This window comes from Blautia sp. MCC269 (assembly GCF_018785655.1).
Classification (GTDB): domain Bacteria; phylum Bacillota; class Clostridia; order Lachnospirales; family Lachnospiraceae; genus Blautia_A.
In genome coordinates, this window is the sequence record NZ_WQQE01000039.1 from 38802 (window position 1) to 55463 (window position 16662).

Sequence of the window (16662 nt, forward strand, 5' to 3'; positions counted from 1 at the left end):
TAAGAGGGGAGGCAGGGCACAGCATGAAAAAAATTGTTACCTGCGAGGAGATGAAGAAGCTGGATGGTGCCACCATTCATCATATCGGAGTGGCATCAGAAGTTCTGATGGAGCGGGCAGCACTGAAAGTAGTAGAAGAAATAGAGAAATATCTCGAAAAAAATGAAAGAATACTGGTTGTATGCGGAAGCGGCAATAACGGAGGCGATGGTATTGCCGTTGCCAGACTGCTTTATCTGAAGGGAATCCGGGCAGAATTCTGCATGGTCGGAAACAAAGACAAAATGACCAGAGAAACGGTGCTTCAGTATAAAATTGCCACAGGATATCAGGTCCCGGAAGTGAATAACCCGGACTGGAGTGAATATACTACTATAGTAGATGCCGTGTTTGGCGTAGGCCTGGTGCGTCCGATCGAGGGACATTATGCGGAAGTTATTCATGAGATGAACAGTGCCCGGGCAAAAAAGATCGCTGTTGACATCCCATCAGGAGTAAACGGAGATACAGGCCTGGAAATGGGAATTGCCTTCAGCGCGGATCTGACTGTTACGTTTGGTTACCGGAAAAGAGGACTTTGCTTTTATCCGGGCAGATTGTATGCAGGAAAGATTGTTACCGCTGATATCGGAATCTATGAGCAGGAAGCTGTAAAGGCATCTGCATGTTGTCTGGAGCAGGAAGACCTGAAACTGTTTCCGGAGCGTGATCCCGGCGGAAATAAGGGAACTTTTGGAAAAATTCTATTTGTTGCCGGAAGCGAGGGAATGTGCGGGGCTGCTTATTTAAGCGCCAGTGCTGCTCTTCATGCCGGGGCGGGAATGGTAAAAATTCAGACAGTAGAAGAAAACAGGATTCCATTGCAGATTCTTCTTCCGGAGGCTATGGTATGCACCCGGTTTGATGAGGAATCCAACGAACAGCTTCTTTCCTGGTGTGATATCCTTGTGATTGGACCGGGACTGGGAACATCGGGGGCCAGCCGTGAGAGAGAACAGTGGTTTCTTACGGCAGCCGCCCGGGAGAAAAAGCCACTGATTCTGGATGCAGACGGACTGAATCTTCTGGCAATGCATCCTCAGTGGAAGGAATTCCTGGGTGAAAATGTTATTCTGACGCCGCATATCGGTGAGATGAGCAGACTTTGTGTAAGAACCATATCGGAAATCCAGGGAACAATTGCACAGACCGCAGTGGACTATGCGAAAGAAACCGGTACCGTATGTGTCCTGAAAGATGCCTGTACAGTAATTACAGATGGGAAAGGCGATCTGTATTTGAACCTTTCCGGTAATTCCGGTATGGCAACTGCCGGAAGCGGAGATGTGCTTTCCGGGCTTCTGGCAGGAGTATTATGTATGTATCTGAAAACGGAGGAACATCCCTCCATGGTTTTAAAGGCCGCGTTAGGTGTTTATCTTCACGGACTTTGCGGCGATCTTGCAGCCGCTGAAAAAGGAAAGCGCAGTATGCTGGCAGGCGATATCATTGAATATCTGCCCCAGGCTTTAGCGATAGGTGAAGAGGAGTCAAAATCATGAAAAAATACGAGAGAGTCAAGGCACTGGTATCTCTGGATGCCATTGCTCATAATTTTGAGGAAATGCACAGAAATGTGAAAGAAGGAACAAAAATCATTGCAGTGATCAAGGCGGATGGCTATGGCCATGGTGCGAGAGCAATTGCACATCTGATTCACGATTATGATTATATCTGGGGTTTTGCCACAGCAACGGCAGAAGAAGCGCTGGAACTGCGTCATGCAGGCGTTACCAAACCAATCCTGATTCTTGGCATTGTATTCGAAGAATATTATGAGGAGCTGGCTGCCAATGACATCCGGATTACCATTTCAGATCTGAATACAGCAGTGGAATATGCGAAGGCAGGAGAGCGTATCGGAAAAAATGTACATATTCATCTGGCATTGGATACAGGAATGACAAGGATCGGATATGCGGATATTCCGGAAAATGCAGTAAAGATTGAAGCGGTTTCCAAAATTCCGAATCTTGTAATTGAAGGAATGTTTACGCATTTTGCCAGAGCAGATGAGTTTGACCGTTCTCCGGCACTTGTACAGCTTGACAGATATCTTCGTTTTGCGGATCTTCTGGAAAAGAGAGGAGTCCATATTCCGGTACGCCACTGTTCCAACAGTGCGGGAATTATCCGTGTGCCGGAGGCAAATCTTAACGTTGTCCGTGCGGGAATTACCATTTACGGTATTTATCCGTCGGAAGAGGTGGAACGGGATGTGATAAAACTGACACCAGCCATGGAACTGAAAAGCCATGTGTCCTATGTGAAAAATGTGGAACGTGGAACTGCGGTAAGTTATGGTGGAACTTTTGTTACAGAACGTTTTACCAGAATGGCAACCATTCCGGTAGGCTATGCGGACGGATATCCCAGACAGCTTTCCAATAAAGGATGGGTTCTGATCCATGGCAAAAAAGCTCCTATTCTTGGACGCGTATGTATGGATCAGTTTATGGTAGATGTTACGGATATTCCTGAGGTAAAAGCCGGAGATGAGGTAACACTGATGGGAAGAGACGGAGAAGAATTTATCAGTGTGGAAACACTGGGAGATCTTTCTGGAAGATTTTCCTACGAGTTTGTCTGTGAGATCAGCAAACGTGTTCCGAGGGTTTATATTAAAGACGGAAAAGAATGCGGAGAAGAAGAGAGCTTTTTTCAGTAAATCAGTAAATTTCGGGTGACAGAAAACCCGGATCAGGCGTAAGACCGATAAAAAAGTACCACTCATGGTATACACAAGGAAATTATGGAAATACTTATCTGTAAAAAGGAATACGGCTTATAAATAAGCCGGACCAGAATCGGAGTGTGAATTGTGTGGTTATAAAAAGAGGGGATATTTTTTATGCGGACTTAAGGCCTGTAGTAGGCAGTGAACAGGGCGGTATCCGGCCGGTACTGATTATTCAGAACGATGTGGGCAACCGGCACAGCCCTACTGTGATCTGCGCGGCCATTACATCAAAAATGAACAAGGCGAAACTGCCGACACATATTGAAATTGATGCATCTGCCTATGGAATTGAGAAGGATTCCGTAATTCTTCTGGAACAGCTTCGTACCATTGATAAGCGGCGGCTGAAAGATAAGGTGTGTCATCTGGACAGTGTCATGCTTGATAAGGTAAATCATGCACTTGAAATCAGCCTGGAGCTTACATTTTAGGGCAATTTCATGGGATTTTTGACAGGTTTGGATTCTGATTCTTGACGAAATCTTCCATAAGTGCTATATTTAACCGAGTTGCAATTATGTAAAACGGTACCTTTGTAACAGGCAGGGGCACGAAAGAAAATATACGGTAACAAGGAGAGGAAGATAACATGTCAGGACATTCAAAATTTGCCAACATCAAACATAAGAAAGAGAAAAATGATGCCAAGAAGGGTAAGATCTTCACAGTCATCGGCCGTGAGATCGTTATGGCAGTAAAGGCCGGCGGCCCGGATCCTGCAAACAACAGCAAACTTCGTGATGTCATTGCAAAAGCAAAAGCAAACAACATGCCGAACGATACCATCGACCGTGGAATCAAGAAGGCAGCAGGTGCTGACTCCGCAGACAGCTACGAGAAAGCTGTATACGAAGGATATGGCCCGAACGGTGTTGCCATTATCGTAGAGACTCTTACAGATAATAAGAACCGTACTGCAGGTAACGTACGTAACGCTTTTACCAAGGGTAACGGAAGCATCGGAACTCAGGGATGTGTATCCTTTATGTTCGATCAGAAAGGCCAGATCATCATCGACAAGGAAGAGCTTGAGGATGAGTGCGGCGAGATGGATGCGGACGAGCTGATGATGACAGCTCTGGATGCAGGTGCTGAGGACTTCAGCGAGGAAGAGGACAGCTTCGAGATCCTTACAGATCCGGATGATTTCAGCGCTGTACGTGAAGCTCTTGAGAAAGCCGGAATTCCGCTTATGGAAGCACAGATCGCCATGATTCCGCAGACTTACGTAGAACTTACCGACGACCAGGCTATCAAGGATCTCCACAGAACACTGGATCTTCTTGATGAGGATGATGACGTTACAGACGTATGGACAAACTGGGACGAGTGATCTTAGAATAGAAAATAATATTTTGCATATAATACCTCCAGAATTTTAGATTCCGGAGGTATTTTTATGGAAAAAAATAAAGAAGAGGGAAAACAGAAGGAACTGGATCGGGAAGAAAGCCAGGACAAGCAGATCCAGGAAACAGGACAGGTAGTGCTGGATGGAAATTCCCGGAAACATAAGGTGGAACTTCTGACGGTAATCGGGGAGATCGAAGGTCATGAATCGGCCCCGTCACACAGTAAAACCACCAAATATGAACATGTACTGCCAAAACTGGCTCTGATCGAGGATGATGAGGAAATTGAAGGACTTCTGATTCTTTTAAATACAGTTGGTGGCGATGTGGAAGCGGGGTTGGCGATTGCGGAAATGATCGCGTCTTTAAGTATTCCCACGGTTTCCCTTGTGCTGGGCGGCGGACATTCCATAGGCGTTCCCATGGCGGTTTCCGCGGACTATTCTTTTATCGTGCCAAGTGCTACCATGGTCATCCATCCGGTGAGGCAGAACGGGATGTTCATCGGTGTGGCACAGACGTACCGCAATATGGAGAAAATCCAGGACCGTATCACTGCCTTTGTATCGAAGCATTCTGATATAACCAAAGAACGGCTGGAAGAACTGATGCTGGATACTTCCCAACTGGTAAAAGATGTGGGAACCATGCTGGAAGGAGAGCAGGCAGTGAAGGAAGGTGTGATTGATGAAGTCGGCGGGATCCGGGATGCCCTGGACAAACTGTATGCCCTGATTGAAGAGAAAAAATCACAGAAATGATCGCTTTTTTATGTGGCTTTTGGTTATATTGGTTAAACATAACTAACGTGGTTACGCTGTGCTGTGGTAAAGAAAATCGACAGAAATTGTAAATCTCCCCTTGCCATATGCAGATTTTTAGCGTATTATTAATAGAGGTTTATAATTTGCGCGAGGAGGAAGACCATGTATAAGGTTTTAAAAGCTGAAACGTTGGCAGCTAAGATCCATCTTATGGTTGTGCATGCACCACGTGTGGCAAGCCACTGTCTGCCAGGACAATTTATCATTGTGAAACTTGACGAGAAGGGTGAGAGAATTCCTCTTACCATCTGCGATTACGATCGCGAGGCTGGAACAGTTACCATCGTATTCCAGGAGATCGGAGCATCTACAATTAAGATGTCCGCACTGAAAGAAGGAGATTCATTCCGTGACTTCGTAGGACCTCTCGGATGTCCATCTGAGTTCGTACACGAAGATATCGAAGAACTCAAGAAGAAGAAACTGGTATTCGTTGCCGGTGGTGTTGGTACCGCACCTGTTTATCCGCAGGTTAAATGGCTTCATGAGCACGGTATCACAGCAGATGTTATCCTTGGTTCCAAGACAAAGGATATGGTTATTCTTGAGAAAGAGCTCGGCGCTGTTTCCAATCTCTACGTCACAACTGATGATGGTTCTTATGGACGTTCTGGTATGGTAACCAAGACTCTTGAGGATCTTGTAACAAACGAAGGCAAACATTATGATGTCTGTGTAGCAATCGGACCGATGATCATGATGAAATTCGTCTGTCTTCTTACCAAGAAACTTGGTATCCACACAATTGTCAGCATGAACCCGATCATGGTTGACGGAACCGGTATGTGCGGCGCTTGTCGTCTTCAGGTCGGTGATGAGATTAAATTTGCCTGTGTAGACGGACCGGAGTTCGACGGACATCTCGTTGACTTTGATCAGGCTATGAAGAGAAGTCAGATGTATAAGACCCAGGAGGGACGTGCATTACTGAAACTTCAGGAAGGCGATACCCACCACGGTGGATGCGGACAGTGCGGAGGTGACAAGTAATGGCAGATGCAAAAATGTTAAAAAAAGTTCCTGTAAGAGAGCAGGATCCGAAGGTACGTGCGACAAACTTCGAGGAAGTATGTCTTGGATATAATCAGGAAGAGGCAATGGAAGAGGCACAGAGATGTCTCGGATGTAAGAAACCGAAATGTGTAGAGGGATGTCCGGTATCCATCAACATTCCTGGATTTATTGAACATATCAAAGAGGGCAACATGGAAGAAGCTTACAAAGTGATCGGATTATCTTCCGCACTTCCAGCTATCTGTGGCCGTGTCTGCCCACAGGAATCCCAGTGTGAGGGACAGTGTATCCGTGGTAAAAAAGGTGAGGCTGTTTCCATCGGTAAACTGGAGAGATTCGTTGCTGACTATGCTCTGGAGCATGACATCAAACCTGCAGGAGCAGAGGGTAAGAACGGACATAAAGTTGCAGTCATCGGTTCCGGTCCTTCCGGACTTACCTGTGCAGGTGACCTTGCAAAGGCAGGATACGATGTAACTGTATTCGAGGCTCTTCATGAGCTTGGCGGTGTTCTTGTTTATGGTATTCCGGAGTTCCGTCTTCCAAAACAGAAAGTCGTTAAGAAAGAGATCGAGAAAGTTAAAGAGCTTGGTGTTAAATTCGAGACAAACGTTGTCATCGGTAAATCTACAACCATCGACCAGCTGATCGAGGAAGAGGGATTTGAGGCCGTATTCATCGGTTCCGGTGCAGGTCTTCCGATGTTCATGGGTATCCCGGGTGAGAATGCAAGTGGTGTATTCTCCGCAAACGAGTACCTGACAAGAAGTAACCTCATGAAAGCATTCGATGATTCCTACGATACACCGATCGCAGCAGGCAAGAAAGTTGCAGTTGTCGGCGGTGGTAACGTTGCTATGGATGCTGCAAGAACAGCTCTGAGACTTGGCGCTGAGGTACATATCGTATACAGAAGAAGTGAGGCAGAGCTTCCTGCACGAGCAGAGGAAGTTCATCACGCTAAGGAAGAGGGTATCATCTTTGATCTTCTTACCAATCCGAAGGAGATCCTTGTAGATGAGAACGGCCATGTAAATGGTATGAAGGTTGTCAAGATGGAGCTTGGCGAGCCGGATGCTTCCGGAAGAAGACGCCCGGTAGAGATTCCTGGTTCCGAGTATGAGATGGACGTAGATACTGTTATCATGTCCCTTGGTACTTCACCGAACCCGCTGATCTCTTCCACAACAAAAGGCCTTGATATCAACAAGAGAAGATGTATCGTTGCCGAGGAAGAAACCGGTAAGACATCCAAGGACGGCGTATATGCCGGTGGTGATGCCGTTACAGGTGCAGCTACTGTAATCCTTGCTATGGGTGCAGGTAAAGCTGGTGCAAGAGGTATCGACGAATATCTGAAAAACAAATAAAAAGAAGATTCGTTTTTAGATCCAGGCTTCCGGTTGCTGATTCACAGTAACCGGAAGTTTTTTGTATATACAATTATAATTTTAAGAAAAAGAACATTTGTTTGAATGATTGCTTAAGTGTGGATTGTAAGTTTCCGGTAATTATGCTATAATGTGTTGGAAAAATTTTTAGAAAAGGAAATATCATTATGTCAGTGATACATGCGATTATATTGGGAATTCTTCAGGGAATTACAGAATTTTTGCCGGTGAGCAGTTTTGGACACCTTTGTGCAGCCCAGGATCTTCTTAACGGATCAAGAGGTTCCGGGGTGCTTTTTGAAGTAATGCTTCATCTGGGAACCATGGTAGCTCTGATTCTCGTTTTTCTGAAAGATATCAAAAAAATCGGAATCGAACTGATCGGAATGATTTTGGATCTGATCGGAAATGCCAATATTTTTCTTTATAACAGAAGAACCGGTAAAAATTTGACCTATGCAAAAATTGTGCACGGAACTTACCGGAAACTTACTGCTCTGATCCTTGTTTCAACAATTCCTACAGCATTAATTGGATATCAGTGTAAGCGCCTTGTTGTACGCAGTGCGTCTTCACATATGTTTTCGGGAATTGGAATTCTGCTTACAGGAGTAATTCTTCTTGTTGTGGATTACAGCAATATAAACGGGAACAAGGGTACAAGGGAAGTAAATTTCGGAGATGCCATGTGGATGGGAATCTGTCAGGGAATTTCAGTATTTCCCGGACTTTCCAGATTCGGACTTACACTGAGCGTTGGACTTTTCTGCGGACTGAGCCGGAAATTTGCGGTTAAGTATTCTCTTTTAATGAGTATACCGGCTGTGATTGGAGCTTTTTTTGTAGAAATGGGCGAGTTTACAGCGGTAAGTATGACGGTGGGAAAAGGATTTACCTATGTCCTTGGAATGTTGGTGGCCGGAATTACAGGGTATCTGGTAATCCGGTTCATGCTTAAGCTTTCGAATCAGGTCAGACTGCGTTATTTTGCATTTTATTCCTTTGCAGCCGGTATCCTTATTCTGGCAGCAAATTATATTTGATATCAACTGGAGGGAGTCTGACAATGGCAGCTTCAAAAACAACAAAAAAAAGAAAAGGGAAAACTGCGACAAAACAGCAGAGCGCTGGAAACCGATTTCAGACAGAAATACTGATTCTGGTTATGTTTGCAGCCTGCCTGATTCTGATGATCAGTGCGTTTGGCATGGGTGGTATCGTAGGAAATGCCATCAGCAGCATCTGTTTTGGAATCATGGGATTGTGTGCATATCTGTTTCCAGTAGTTTTGTTTGGGGGAGTTACGTTTCTGATTGTCAATAATAAGAACCGTCTTGCTTATAAGAAGATTTTTGCCGGAATTGTGTTTTTTGCCTTTTTATGCGGACTTTTACAGCTTCTTACAGAAGGTTACACACCAAGTACAACTTTTGCGGATTATTATGCACTCAGTTCGGAGTATCATACAGGAGGAGGCGTGATTGGAGGTGCAGTATGTATTTCCACAGCTTCCGCATTTGGTACAGTTGGAGGCGTGGTGATCATTGTACTGGTACTGATGGTTTCCATGATTATTATTACGCAGAGATCTTTTTTCGGGTTTATGAATAAAATTCTGGATCTGTTTGCAGATGCTGCCCGGGAGGGAAGAGAGGCATATCTGGAGGCACAGCCGGACAGAGAAAAGCAAAAAGAACTCCGAAGGAAAATCCGTGCTGAGAGAAGAGCAGAAAAGATCCGTCAGCTGGAAGAGGAATTGGAAGAGGAAGAATTGGCGTTTGCGGAAGAAACCACCAAGAAAACATCCAGAAAACGTAAAGGAAAATCAAAAAAAGAAGAAAATAAAAGACAGGCAGCTGTAAAAGCCAACCGAAAAGGGGAATTTAATCTGCCTTCTTTTCTGGATGAGGAGAAGGCTGCGCTTCCATCGGATACAGATTTGCCAGAAGCAGAGGAAACAGAGGGACAGGAGGAAATCCGGCCGGCTTCCCATGAGAACATGGAATTTCAGATTCACAGATCTCAGCCGCAGACAGTGACTGAAGAAGTGGAAGAACCAGATTTTGAAAAAGATATCCAGGAAGTCTCAGAAGATGAGTATGACGGTTATGAAGATGTTGCGGTTCCGGAAATGTCTCCGGTTCTGGAAACAGAAAAAAAAGCTTCCACAAATAACCCCAAATCTTCACAGAAAGAAATTGAACATGGGATCAAAAATATTCAGCATGAGATCAGTCAGAAGGAAGTTGCAGAGAAAAAACCATATCAGTATCCTCCACTGAAACTTCTGAAGCGAGGTGATGGCAGATCTCAGGGAGATTCTGATGCACACTTAAGAAAAACAGCTCAGAAGCTGCAGGAAACACTGCACAATTTTGGCGTAAATGTAACGATTACCAATGTCAGTTGCGGCCCGACAGTAACCCGTTATGAGCTGCAGCCGGAGATGGGTGTTAAAGTCAGCAAGATTGTAGGTCTTTCGGATGATATTAAACTGAATCTTGCAACACCGGATATTCGTATTGAGGCACCGATTCCCGGAAAAGCTGCTGTGGGAATTGAAGTTCCAAATAAAGAAAACAGTCCGGTTATGCTTCGAGATCTTCTGCAGTCTGAGGAGTTCAAAAATGCCAAGTCAAAGCTTTCTTTTGCGGCAGGTAAAGATATTGCAGGGAAACCGGTTGTGGCAGATATTGCAAAGATGCCGCATCTTCTGATCGCAGGAGCTACCGGTTCCGGTAAATCGGTATGCATCAATACTTTGATTATCAGTATTCTTTATAAGGCAACACCAGATGAAGTTCGTCTGATTATGATTGACCCGAAAGTTGTTGAATTAAGTGTATATAATGGAATTCCACATCTGTTTATTCCGGTAGTTACAGATCCGAAAAAAGCGGCCGGAGCACTGAACTGGGCGGTTTCAGAGATGACAAGCCGTTATAATGCTTTTGCGGAGTATGGTGTACGTAACCTTGGAGAATATAATAAAAAAGTTGCGAATATGCGTGTACCGGAAGGGGAAAAAGCACCCGAAAAGATGCCACAGATCGTAATTATTGTAGACGAGCTTGCGGATCTTATGATGGTAGCGCCGGGCGAAGTGGAAGATGCCATCTGCCGTCTGGCCCAGCTTGCACGTGCAGCCGGCATTCATCTGATTATTGCCACACAGAGACCTTCGGTTAATGTTATTACAGGACTGATTAAGGCAAATATGCCGTCCAGAATTGCATTTTCCGTATCTTCCGGTGTGGATTCCAGAACAATTCTTGACATGAACGGCGCAGAAAAACTTCTCGGAAAAGGTGATATGCTGTTTTATCCACAGGGATATCAGAAACCTGCCAGACTTCAGGGCGCCTTTGTGTCTGACGAGGAAGTCAGCGCTGTTGTGGAATATGTTTCCGACAAAAATCAGGGAGCGGTTTATGATACCGCCATTGAGAAGCAGGTAAATACTGCCACGGTTCCCGGAGGAGCAGGTGGCGGTGACAGAGACGTATATTTTACAGAAGCCGGCAAATTTATTATTGAGAAAGAGAAGGCCTCCATTGGCATGCTTCAGCGTATGTTTAAAATCGGTTTCAACCGTGCGGCCAGAATCATGGATCAGCTCTGCGATGCAGGAGTCGTAGGTCCGGAGGAAGGAACCAAACCAAGGAAAGTTCTGATGTCTGCGGAAGAATTTGAGAATTATCTGGAGGAGAATGGCGGATGAAAATAAGCGTTCTGACAGTAGGAAAAATAAAAGAGAAATATTTACGAGATGCCATTGCAGAGTATTCCAAACGTTTAAGCCGTTATTGCAAACTGGAGATTATAGAAGTATCTGATGAAAAAACACCGGATAATGCCAGCGAAACGGTAGAAGAGGCAATCAGAAATAAAGAGGGTGAGCGCCTTTTGAAATATATCCGGGACGATGCTTTTGTAATTACACTGGAAATTGCAGGAGAACAGCTGACATCTGAGAAATTTGCAGAGAAAATCAATACTCTTGGCATCCGGGGAACCAGCTATATCCAGTTTGTAATTGGAGGTTCCATTGGACTTGGAAAAGAGGTGCTGAAAAGATCCGATTATGGACTTAGCTTTTCAAAAATGACATTTCCTCATCAGCTGATGAGGGTGATTCTGCTGGAACAGATTTACCGGAGTTACCGGATCATAAGTGGAGAACCTTATCATAAATAAAATTAAAAAGGAAGCCTTTCACCATTACTTTTAAGTAACAGTGGAAGGCTTTTTATGTGTGGGAAATTTCGCAATATGGATGAAGAATCTGTACTGCATGAGAAATTTTACCGAATAAGTAAAAATTTGCAAAAAAGATTGACGAGACTAACTCATTATTGTATAACAAAGTTATAGAGATATAACAATTATAGCAGAGGGAGTTATCTGGTATGAAAAACAGAAAACGAAAATCAGCTGCTGCACTGGCGGCAGGGATGTCTGTACTCCTGGGGGCCGGTACAATTGCAGGTGCTACAGAACAGACGGATAATAACAAGATCAGCAGGGAAGAAACGGTATATGTAAATACAGAAGCAGATGGAACTGTAAAAGAAGTTACAGTTTCAGAGTGGCTGAAAAATGTAAAGGCAGCATCTGGCTCCACGCTTGCGGATGTTTCAGAATTAAGTGAAATCAAGAATACAAAAGGGGACGAGGAATTTACTCAGGATGGAAAAAATATTACCTGGGAAACCGATGGCAGGGATATCCATTATGAAGGAAAAACAGATAAGGAGCTTCCTGTAACCGTTACTTTTACCTATGAACTGGACGGTAAAGAAATAAAACCGGAAGATCTTGCAGGAAAAACCGGTCATCTGAAAATTCATGTAACCTATGAAAACCGTGCAGTTACCACAAAAAAAATTAATGGAAAAACAGAAAAATTATATTCTCCTTTTATGATGATTACAGGGATGATTCTGTCTACAGATAATTTTTCCAATGTAACGGTTGATAATGGCAAAGTAGTGGAAGATGATTCCAGAAATATTGTACTTGGAATTGCAATGCCCGGATTAAAGGAAAGCCTGGATCTTACGGAAGATGTGGAAAAGGATCTCAGCATTCCGGAAGATTTTACTGTGGAAGCAGATGTGACAGACTGTGAAATGAGTTCTTCTTTTACAGTGGCAATGACAGATGTGCTGGATGAAGTTGATCTGGATGATCTGGACAGTGTGGATGATCTGCAGGATTCCATAAAGAAGATGACAAAAGCAGCGTCAAAACTGGTAAAAGGAACAAAATCACTTTCAGAAGGTGTGAACACCCTTGATGAAAAATATAAAGAATTTGATGAGGGAATTGCCGCATTAAGTACCGGTGTTTCCGCACTGGAATCAGGGGCTGGGAAACTGGATGACGGAGTGGGAACTTTAAGTACCGGTGCTTTTGCTCTCAGCGAAGGCGCGTCGCAGCTGGCACAGGGAATTTCCGCTTATACTGCGGGAACCGGAACTCTTGCGACAGGACTGAAGCAGTACACCGGCGGAGTCGATACTGTCAGCGACAGTATGGATAAAGTTGCAAACGGAGTCAATTCCTATACAGAAGGGGTCGACAGTTATGTTTCCGGTGGAAGCAGTCTGTCAGACGGAACAATGGCATATGTAAACGGTGCTTCCACACTGACCGGTTATATGAAGAAATACATAGAGGGAAGTGATGCACTTACCGGAGGAATGCTTAAATATTTAAACGGTATACAGACACTGCTTTCCGGTATGGGTACCGTAATTCCGCAGACAGATGAGACAGTAAAAAGTGCAAAGACGGCTGTGGAAAAAATGAAAGCAATGGCAGATTCTCTGGACAGTGATACTTTGAACGATTTTTCCGGAAATATGGAAGAATATGCCGGAAAAGTTTCCGCTTATAATGTACAGATGCAGGAATATGTGGCCGGTGTAGAACAGCTTGGAGAGAAGATTACAGCACTTCGGGAACAGATCGCAAAGACAACAGATACAGAAAGTACAGAAGAGATAACATCCGACGTTCAGGAAGCGGCAGATACTCTGAAAAATAATGCAGATACCATGAATGCACAGGCGGATATCATAGAAAACTGGGCAGACAATGCCGGAGAAACAACGACAGATATGACTGCAATTGAAGAAGGCCTTTCCGGTGTGAAAAATAATCTTTCAGCAGCAGAAAATGCACTTTCGGGAATTGATTACAGTACCATGGATGAAGGAACCGCAGCGGCAGTTCAGGAAGCCCTTGGCGCTATCTCAGCAGCCAGAAGCGCGGCCGATGGAATAGATACTTCTTCTGCAAACGGACAGATGGCGGATACTTCAGCGTTGAAAAACGCGGCAGAAGCTTTACGCAGTTCGGCATCAGAAGCCGATGGTGCAAAACAGAAAGCAATGTCCGCAGTAGAAAATCTCACTGCGCTGAATCACACATCTGCTTCTGCGGGAAGTGCATTGTCAGATCTTCAGAAAGCAGTCAGTGAGCTGGAAGAAGATGTGAAGAATCTGACAGAAAAGGATCAGGATCTGAAAAATACAGGAAATACACTTTCTGATACCGGCAGACAATTATCAGACACGGCCCGGAATATGGACGATGCTTTTGGTAGCTTAAGTGAACAGATTCCGGAAATTCAGTCAGAGATCAATAAATTAAAGGATACGGCAGATGCTCTTTCCAGTGCAAATGAAACACTTCAGTCCGGTTATCAGCAGAATCTGACCAATGCAAATGAGCAGTTTCAGAAAAATTCCGAGGATCTGAATGCTATGGGAAGTGCTGTGAATTCCGGAATTACAGACCTTCAGGGAAAAAAGAATGCCAATGCCAGTGCACTGTTAAAAGGTGCAAAATCTCTGAAAAAAGCAGGAAAGACACTGACCGAGGGAAGCAGCCAGATACAGGAGGCAATTACACAGCTTAAAAAAGGCATTCAGACGATTTCCGCAAACAGCAGTGCACTTAACAATGGAGCGGATCAGCTGGTTTCTTCGGGTAGTCAGCTGGAACAGGGGGCAGGACAGCTCTTTGCAGGAAGTAGCACCCTTGCGTCCGGAACGCAGACTTTAAAAAGCGGAACTTCCGCTCTTGCATCTGGCGTAGGAACTCTGCAGAGCGGAGCGGATAAACTGAAAGAGGCCAGCGGACAGGTGCAGGAGGGAATCAGCAAACTTGCAGATGGCGCAAAGACATTAAGTGACGGTCAGAAAAAGTTCTATAAAGAAGGTGTGAAAAAACTGGACGATGCAGTAAACAAAGATCTGAAAAATGTGATAGACCGTTTCCGTGCACTGAAATCGGAGGCGGTTTCTTATGACAGTTTCACACAGCGTGCAGAGGATATGGATGGAAGTGTAAAATTTATTTATGAGACAGAAGCAATCGAAGTCAGCGAGGAAGAATAATGACCGGAATTCTGCCGGATAACAGCAGAGAGAGTCAGGCGGATTCCTGCAAATATCTTGACAATTTCCAGATTTGTAGTATGATAAGAAAAGAGTAGCACTCATAAGAAAAGAGTGCTAATAAATACAGAAAGAAGGAAATAAACATGGCATTAAAACCAGTTGCAGACAGAGTGATCGTGAAATATTTTGAGACAGAGGATAAGACAGCATCCGGTATCGTTCTTCCGGACAGCTCCAAGGAAAAGACACAGCAGGCAGAAGTTATTGCTGTTGGTTCCGGTAAGATTGTAGACGGAAAAGAAGTACCGGTACAGGTAAAACCTGGTGACCGTGTAATCTACGGAAAATACACAGGAACTGAGATCAAATACGAAGGTGAGAAATATCTGGTTATCAATGCGGATGATATTATTGCCATTGTAAAAGACTGATGAAGAATTTTTACCGTAATTTTCTGAAATTATGCTCCATGCTGGTTTTGCAGAATGTAGTAACGTTAAGTGTCAACCTTGCTGACAATATTATGCTTGGCGCATTTAGCGAGACTGCATTATCCGGAGTAACCACTGTAAATCAGGTACAGTTCGTCTTTCAGCAGCTACTTATGGCGCTGGGAGACGGACTTGTCATATTCGGAAGCCAGTACTGGGGAAAGAAAGAGACAAAACCGGTGAGAAAGATCAGTGCCTGGGCCATGTGCACAGGCATTTTTATTGCTCTCATTCTGTTTATCCTGGCAAGCTTTTTTCCGCGTCAGCTGCTGGGGCTTTTCACAACAGATCAGACAATTATTGAAGCCGGTCTTTCCTATCTTGCGATCATCCGTTTTACCTACTTTTTCTTTGCAGTGACACAGATTTTGCTGGCTACGCTGCGCTGTGTGGAAATCGCGGGGATCGCTTTCGGGCTTTCTGTCATGACTCTGATAATTAACTGCAGCATTAACTGGATTCTGATTTACGGACATTTTGGTGCGCCCAGGATGGGTGCGGCAGGAGCAGCGGTGGGAACACTGACGGCCCGTATTGCGGAGATCTGCGTACTGATCACTTATATTTCTAAAAAACAGAGCTGGATCGGTATCCGTATCCAGGATTATCTGCAGGCAGATTGGAAGTTCGGACGGAAATATTATAAAGTGGTATGCCCTCTGCTTGTGATCCAGGGACTTTGGGGTGTAAATACAGCGCTTCAGACAGCAATTCTGGGCCACATGACGGCAGCAGCCATTGCAGCCAACAGTGCAGCGTCCAATCTGTTTCTGATGGTAAAATCCGCAGCTGTGGGAGCTGCTTCCGCCGCATCGGTTACCATGGGAAAAACCATAGGTTCCGGAGATCTGAAGCTTGCAAAACTCTATTCCAAAAAACTTCAGAAACTTTTTGTAGTCATGGGAATTATCTGTGGTGTGCTGCTTTTCTTTATCCGTATTCCGGTCTTAAGCCTTTACCAGCTTTCTCCGGAAACCAGAGAAATGGCGAATACATTTCTTATTATCTTAAGCGTGGTGATGTTGGGAATGTCTTATCAGATGCCTACCAATGGAGGCATTATTCGGGGAAGTGGCAGTATTGCCTATTCCATGAAGGTGGATCTAATTAGTACCTGGGCGATTGTGATCCCGTTATCCATGTTCATGGCATTTGTGGTCAAAGCATCACCGGCCATCGTGGTGTGCTGCCTTAACGCAGATCAGATTTTTAAGTGTGTACCCGCATTTCTGAAATGCCATTACGGGCACTGGATCAAAACCATGACAAATATTTCTTGACGCCTATCCTCCCTGTAGGTAGAATAAAAGATAAGGTTTTATGTGCGAAAGGGAAATTCCGGATAGAATTTCAGGATAAGCTTGACAAAAATATGAGGATATAGTACCATCGTACATAT

Annotated in this window: 13 protein-coding genes; all 13 read left to right on the forward strand. The window is 44.5% G+C overall.

Annotated elements, in window-relative coordinates:
• Nucleotides 1-23 precede the first annotated feature (23 nt).
• The 13 genes from GPK88_RS12940 (at nt 24) to GPK88_RS13000 (ending at nt 16543) form a co-directional block, all read left to right on the forward strand.
• Nucleotides 24-1541 (forward strand): NAD(P)H-hydrate dehydratase, encoded by a 1518-nt coding sequence (locus tag GPK88_RS12940; protein ID WP_173761727.1) that lies wholly within the window; start codon nt 24-26, stop codon nt 1539-1541.
• Nucleotides 1538-2707 (forward strand): alanine racemase, encoded by a 1170-nt coding sequence (gene alr / locus GPK88_RS12945; protein WP_173761726.1) that lies wholly within the window; start codon nt 1538-1540, stop codon nt 2705-2707. Before GPK88_RS12940 ends, alr begins: the two co-directional genes overlap by 4 nt.
• Before the next feature lie 155 nt (nt 2708-2862).
• Entirely contained in the window at nt 2863-3210 is a 348-nt protein-coding gene (locus GPK88_RS12950; protein ID WP_021977735.1) for a type II toxin-antitoxin system PemK/MazF family toxin, read from the forward strand.
• Between the two features lie 158 nt (nt 3211-3368).
• Nucleotides 3369-4112, forward strand: a complete 744-nt coding sequence (locus GPK88_RS12955) for a YebC/PmpR family DNA-binding transcriptional regulator (protein WP_118064285.1) — start codon at nt 3369-3371, stop codon at nt 4110-4112.
• Between the two features lie 66 nt (nt 4113-4178).
• Entirely contained in the window at nt 4179-4892 is a 714-nt protein-coding gene (locus tag GPK88_RS12960; RefSeq protein WP_173761725.1) for a ClpP family protease, read from the forward strand.
• Between the two features lie 165 nt (nt 4893-5057).
• Nucleotides 5058-5945: a sulfide/dihydroorotate dehydrogenase-like FAD/NAD-binding protein gene (locus tag GPK88_RS12965; protein ID WP_148448001.1), complete on the forward strand. Its 888-nt coding sequence runs from the start codon at nt 5058-5060 to the stop codon at nt 5943-5945.
• Nucleotides 5945-7339 carry an NADPH-dependent glutamate synthase gene (gene gltA, locus GPK88_RS12970; RefSeq protein WP_173761724.1) on the forward strand — a complete coding sequence of 465 codons (1395 nt, stop codon included), beginning with the start codon at nt 5945-5947 and terminating at the stop codon, nt 7337-7339. The genes GPK88_RS12965 and gltA overlap by 1 nt, the downstream gene beginning before the upstream one ends.
• Nucleotides 7340-7527: 188 nt before the next feature.
• The gene (locus tag GPK88_RS12975; RefSeq protein ID WP_173761723.1) at nt 7528-8403 is read left to right on the forward strand and encodes an undecaprenyl-diphosphate phosphatase; all 876 of its coding nucleotides are present in this window, start codon (nt 7528-7530) and stop codon (nt 8401-8403) included.
• Nucleotides 8404-8426: 23 nt separating this feature from the next.
• Entirely contained in the window at nt 8427-11081 is a 2655-nt protein-coding gene (locus GPK88_RS12980) for an FtsK/SpoIIIE family DNA translocase (protein WP_148447998.1), read from the forward strand.
• Nucleotides 11078-11557 carry a 23S rRNA (pseudouridine(1915)-N(3))-methyltransferase RlmH gene (rlmH, locus tag GPK88_RS12985; RefSeq protein WP_173761722.1) on the forward strand — a complete coding sequence of 160 codons (480 nt, stop codon included), beginning with the start codon at nt 11078-11080 and terminating at the stop codon, nt 11555-11557. Before GPK88_RS12980 ends, rlmH begins: the two co-directional genes overlap by 4 nt.
• A 212-nt stretch (nt 11558-11769) precedes the next feature.
• Nucleotides 11770-14769 (forward strand): GumC domain-containing protein, encoded by a 3000-nt coding sequence (locus GPK88_RS12990; RefSeq protein WP_215707862.1) that lies wholly within the window; start codon nt 11770-11772, stop codon nt 14767-14769.
• A gap of 146 nt (nt 14770-14915) precedes the next feature.
• Nucleotides 14916-15203 carry a co-chaperone GroES gene (gene groES, locus GPK88_RS12995; RefSeq protein ID WP_148447992.1) on the forward strand — a complete coding sequence of 96 codons (288 nt, stop codon included), beginning with the start codon at nt 14916-14918 and terminating at the stop codon, nt 15201-15203.
• Nucleotides 15203-16543 (forward strand): MATE family efflux transporter, encoded by a 1341-nt coding sequence (locus tag GPK88_RS13000; protein WP_173761720.1) that lies wholly within the window; start codon nt 15203-15205, stop codon nt 16541-16543. Before groES ends, GPK88_RS13000 begins: the two co-directional genes overlap by 1 nt.
• Nucleotides 16544-16662 lie beyond the last annotated feature (119 nt).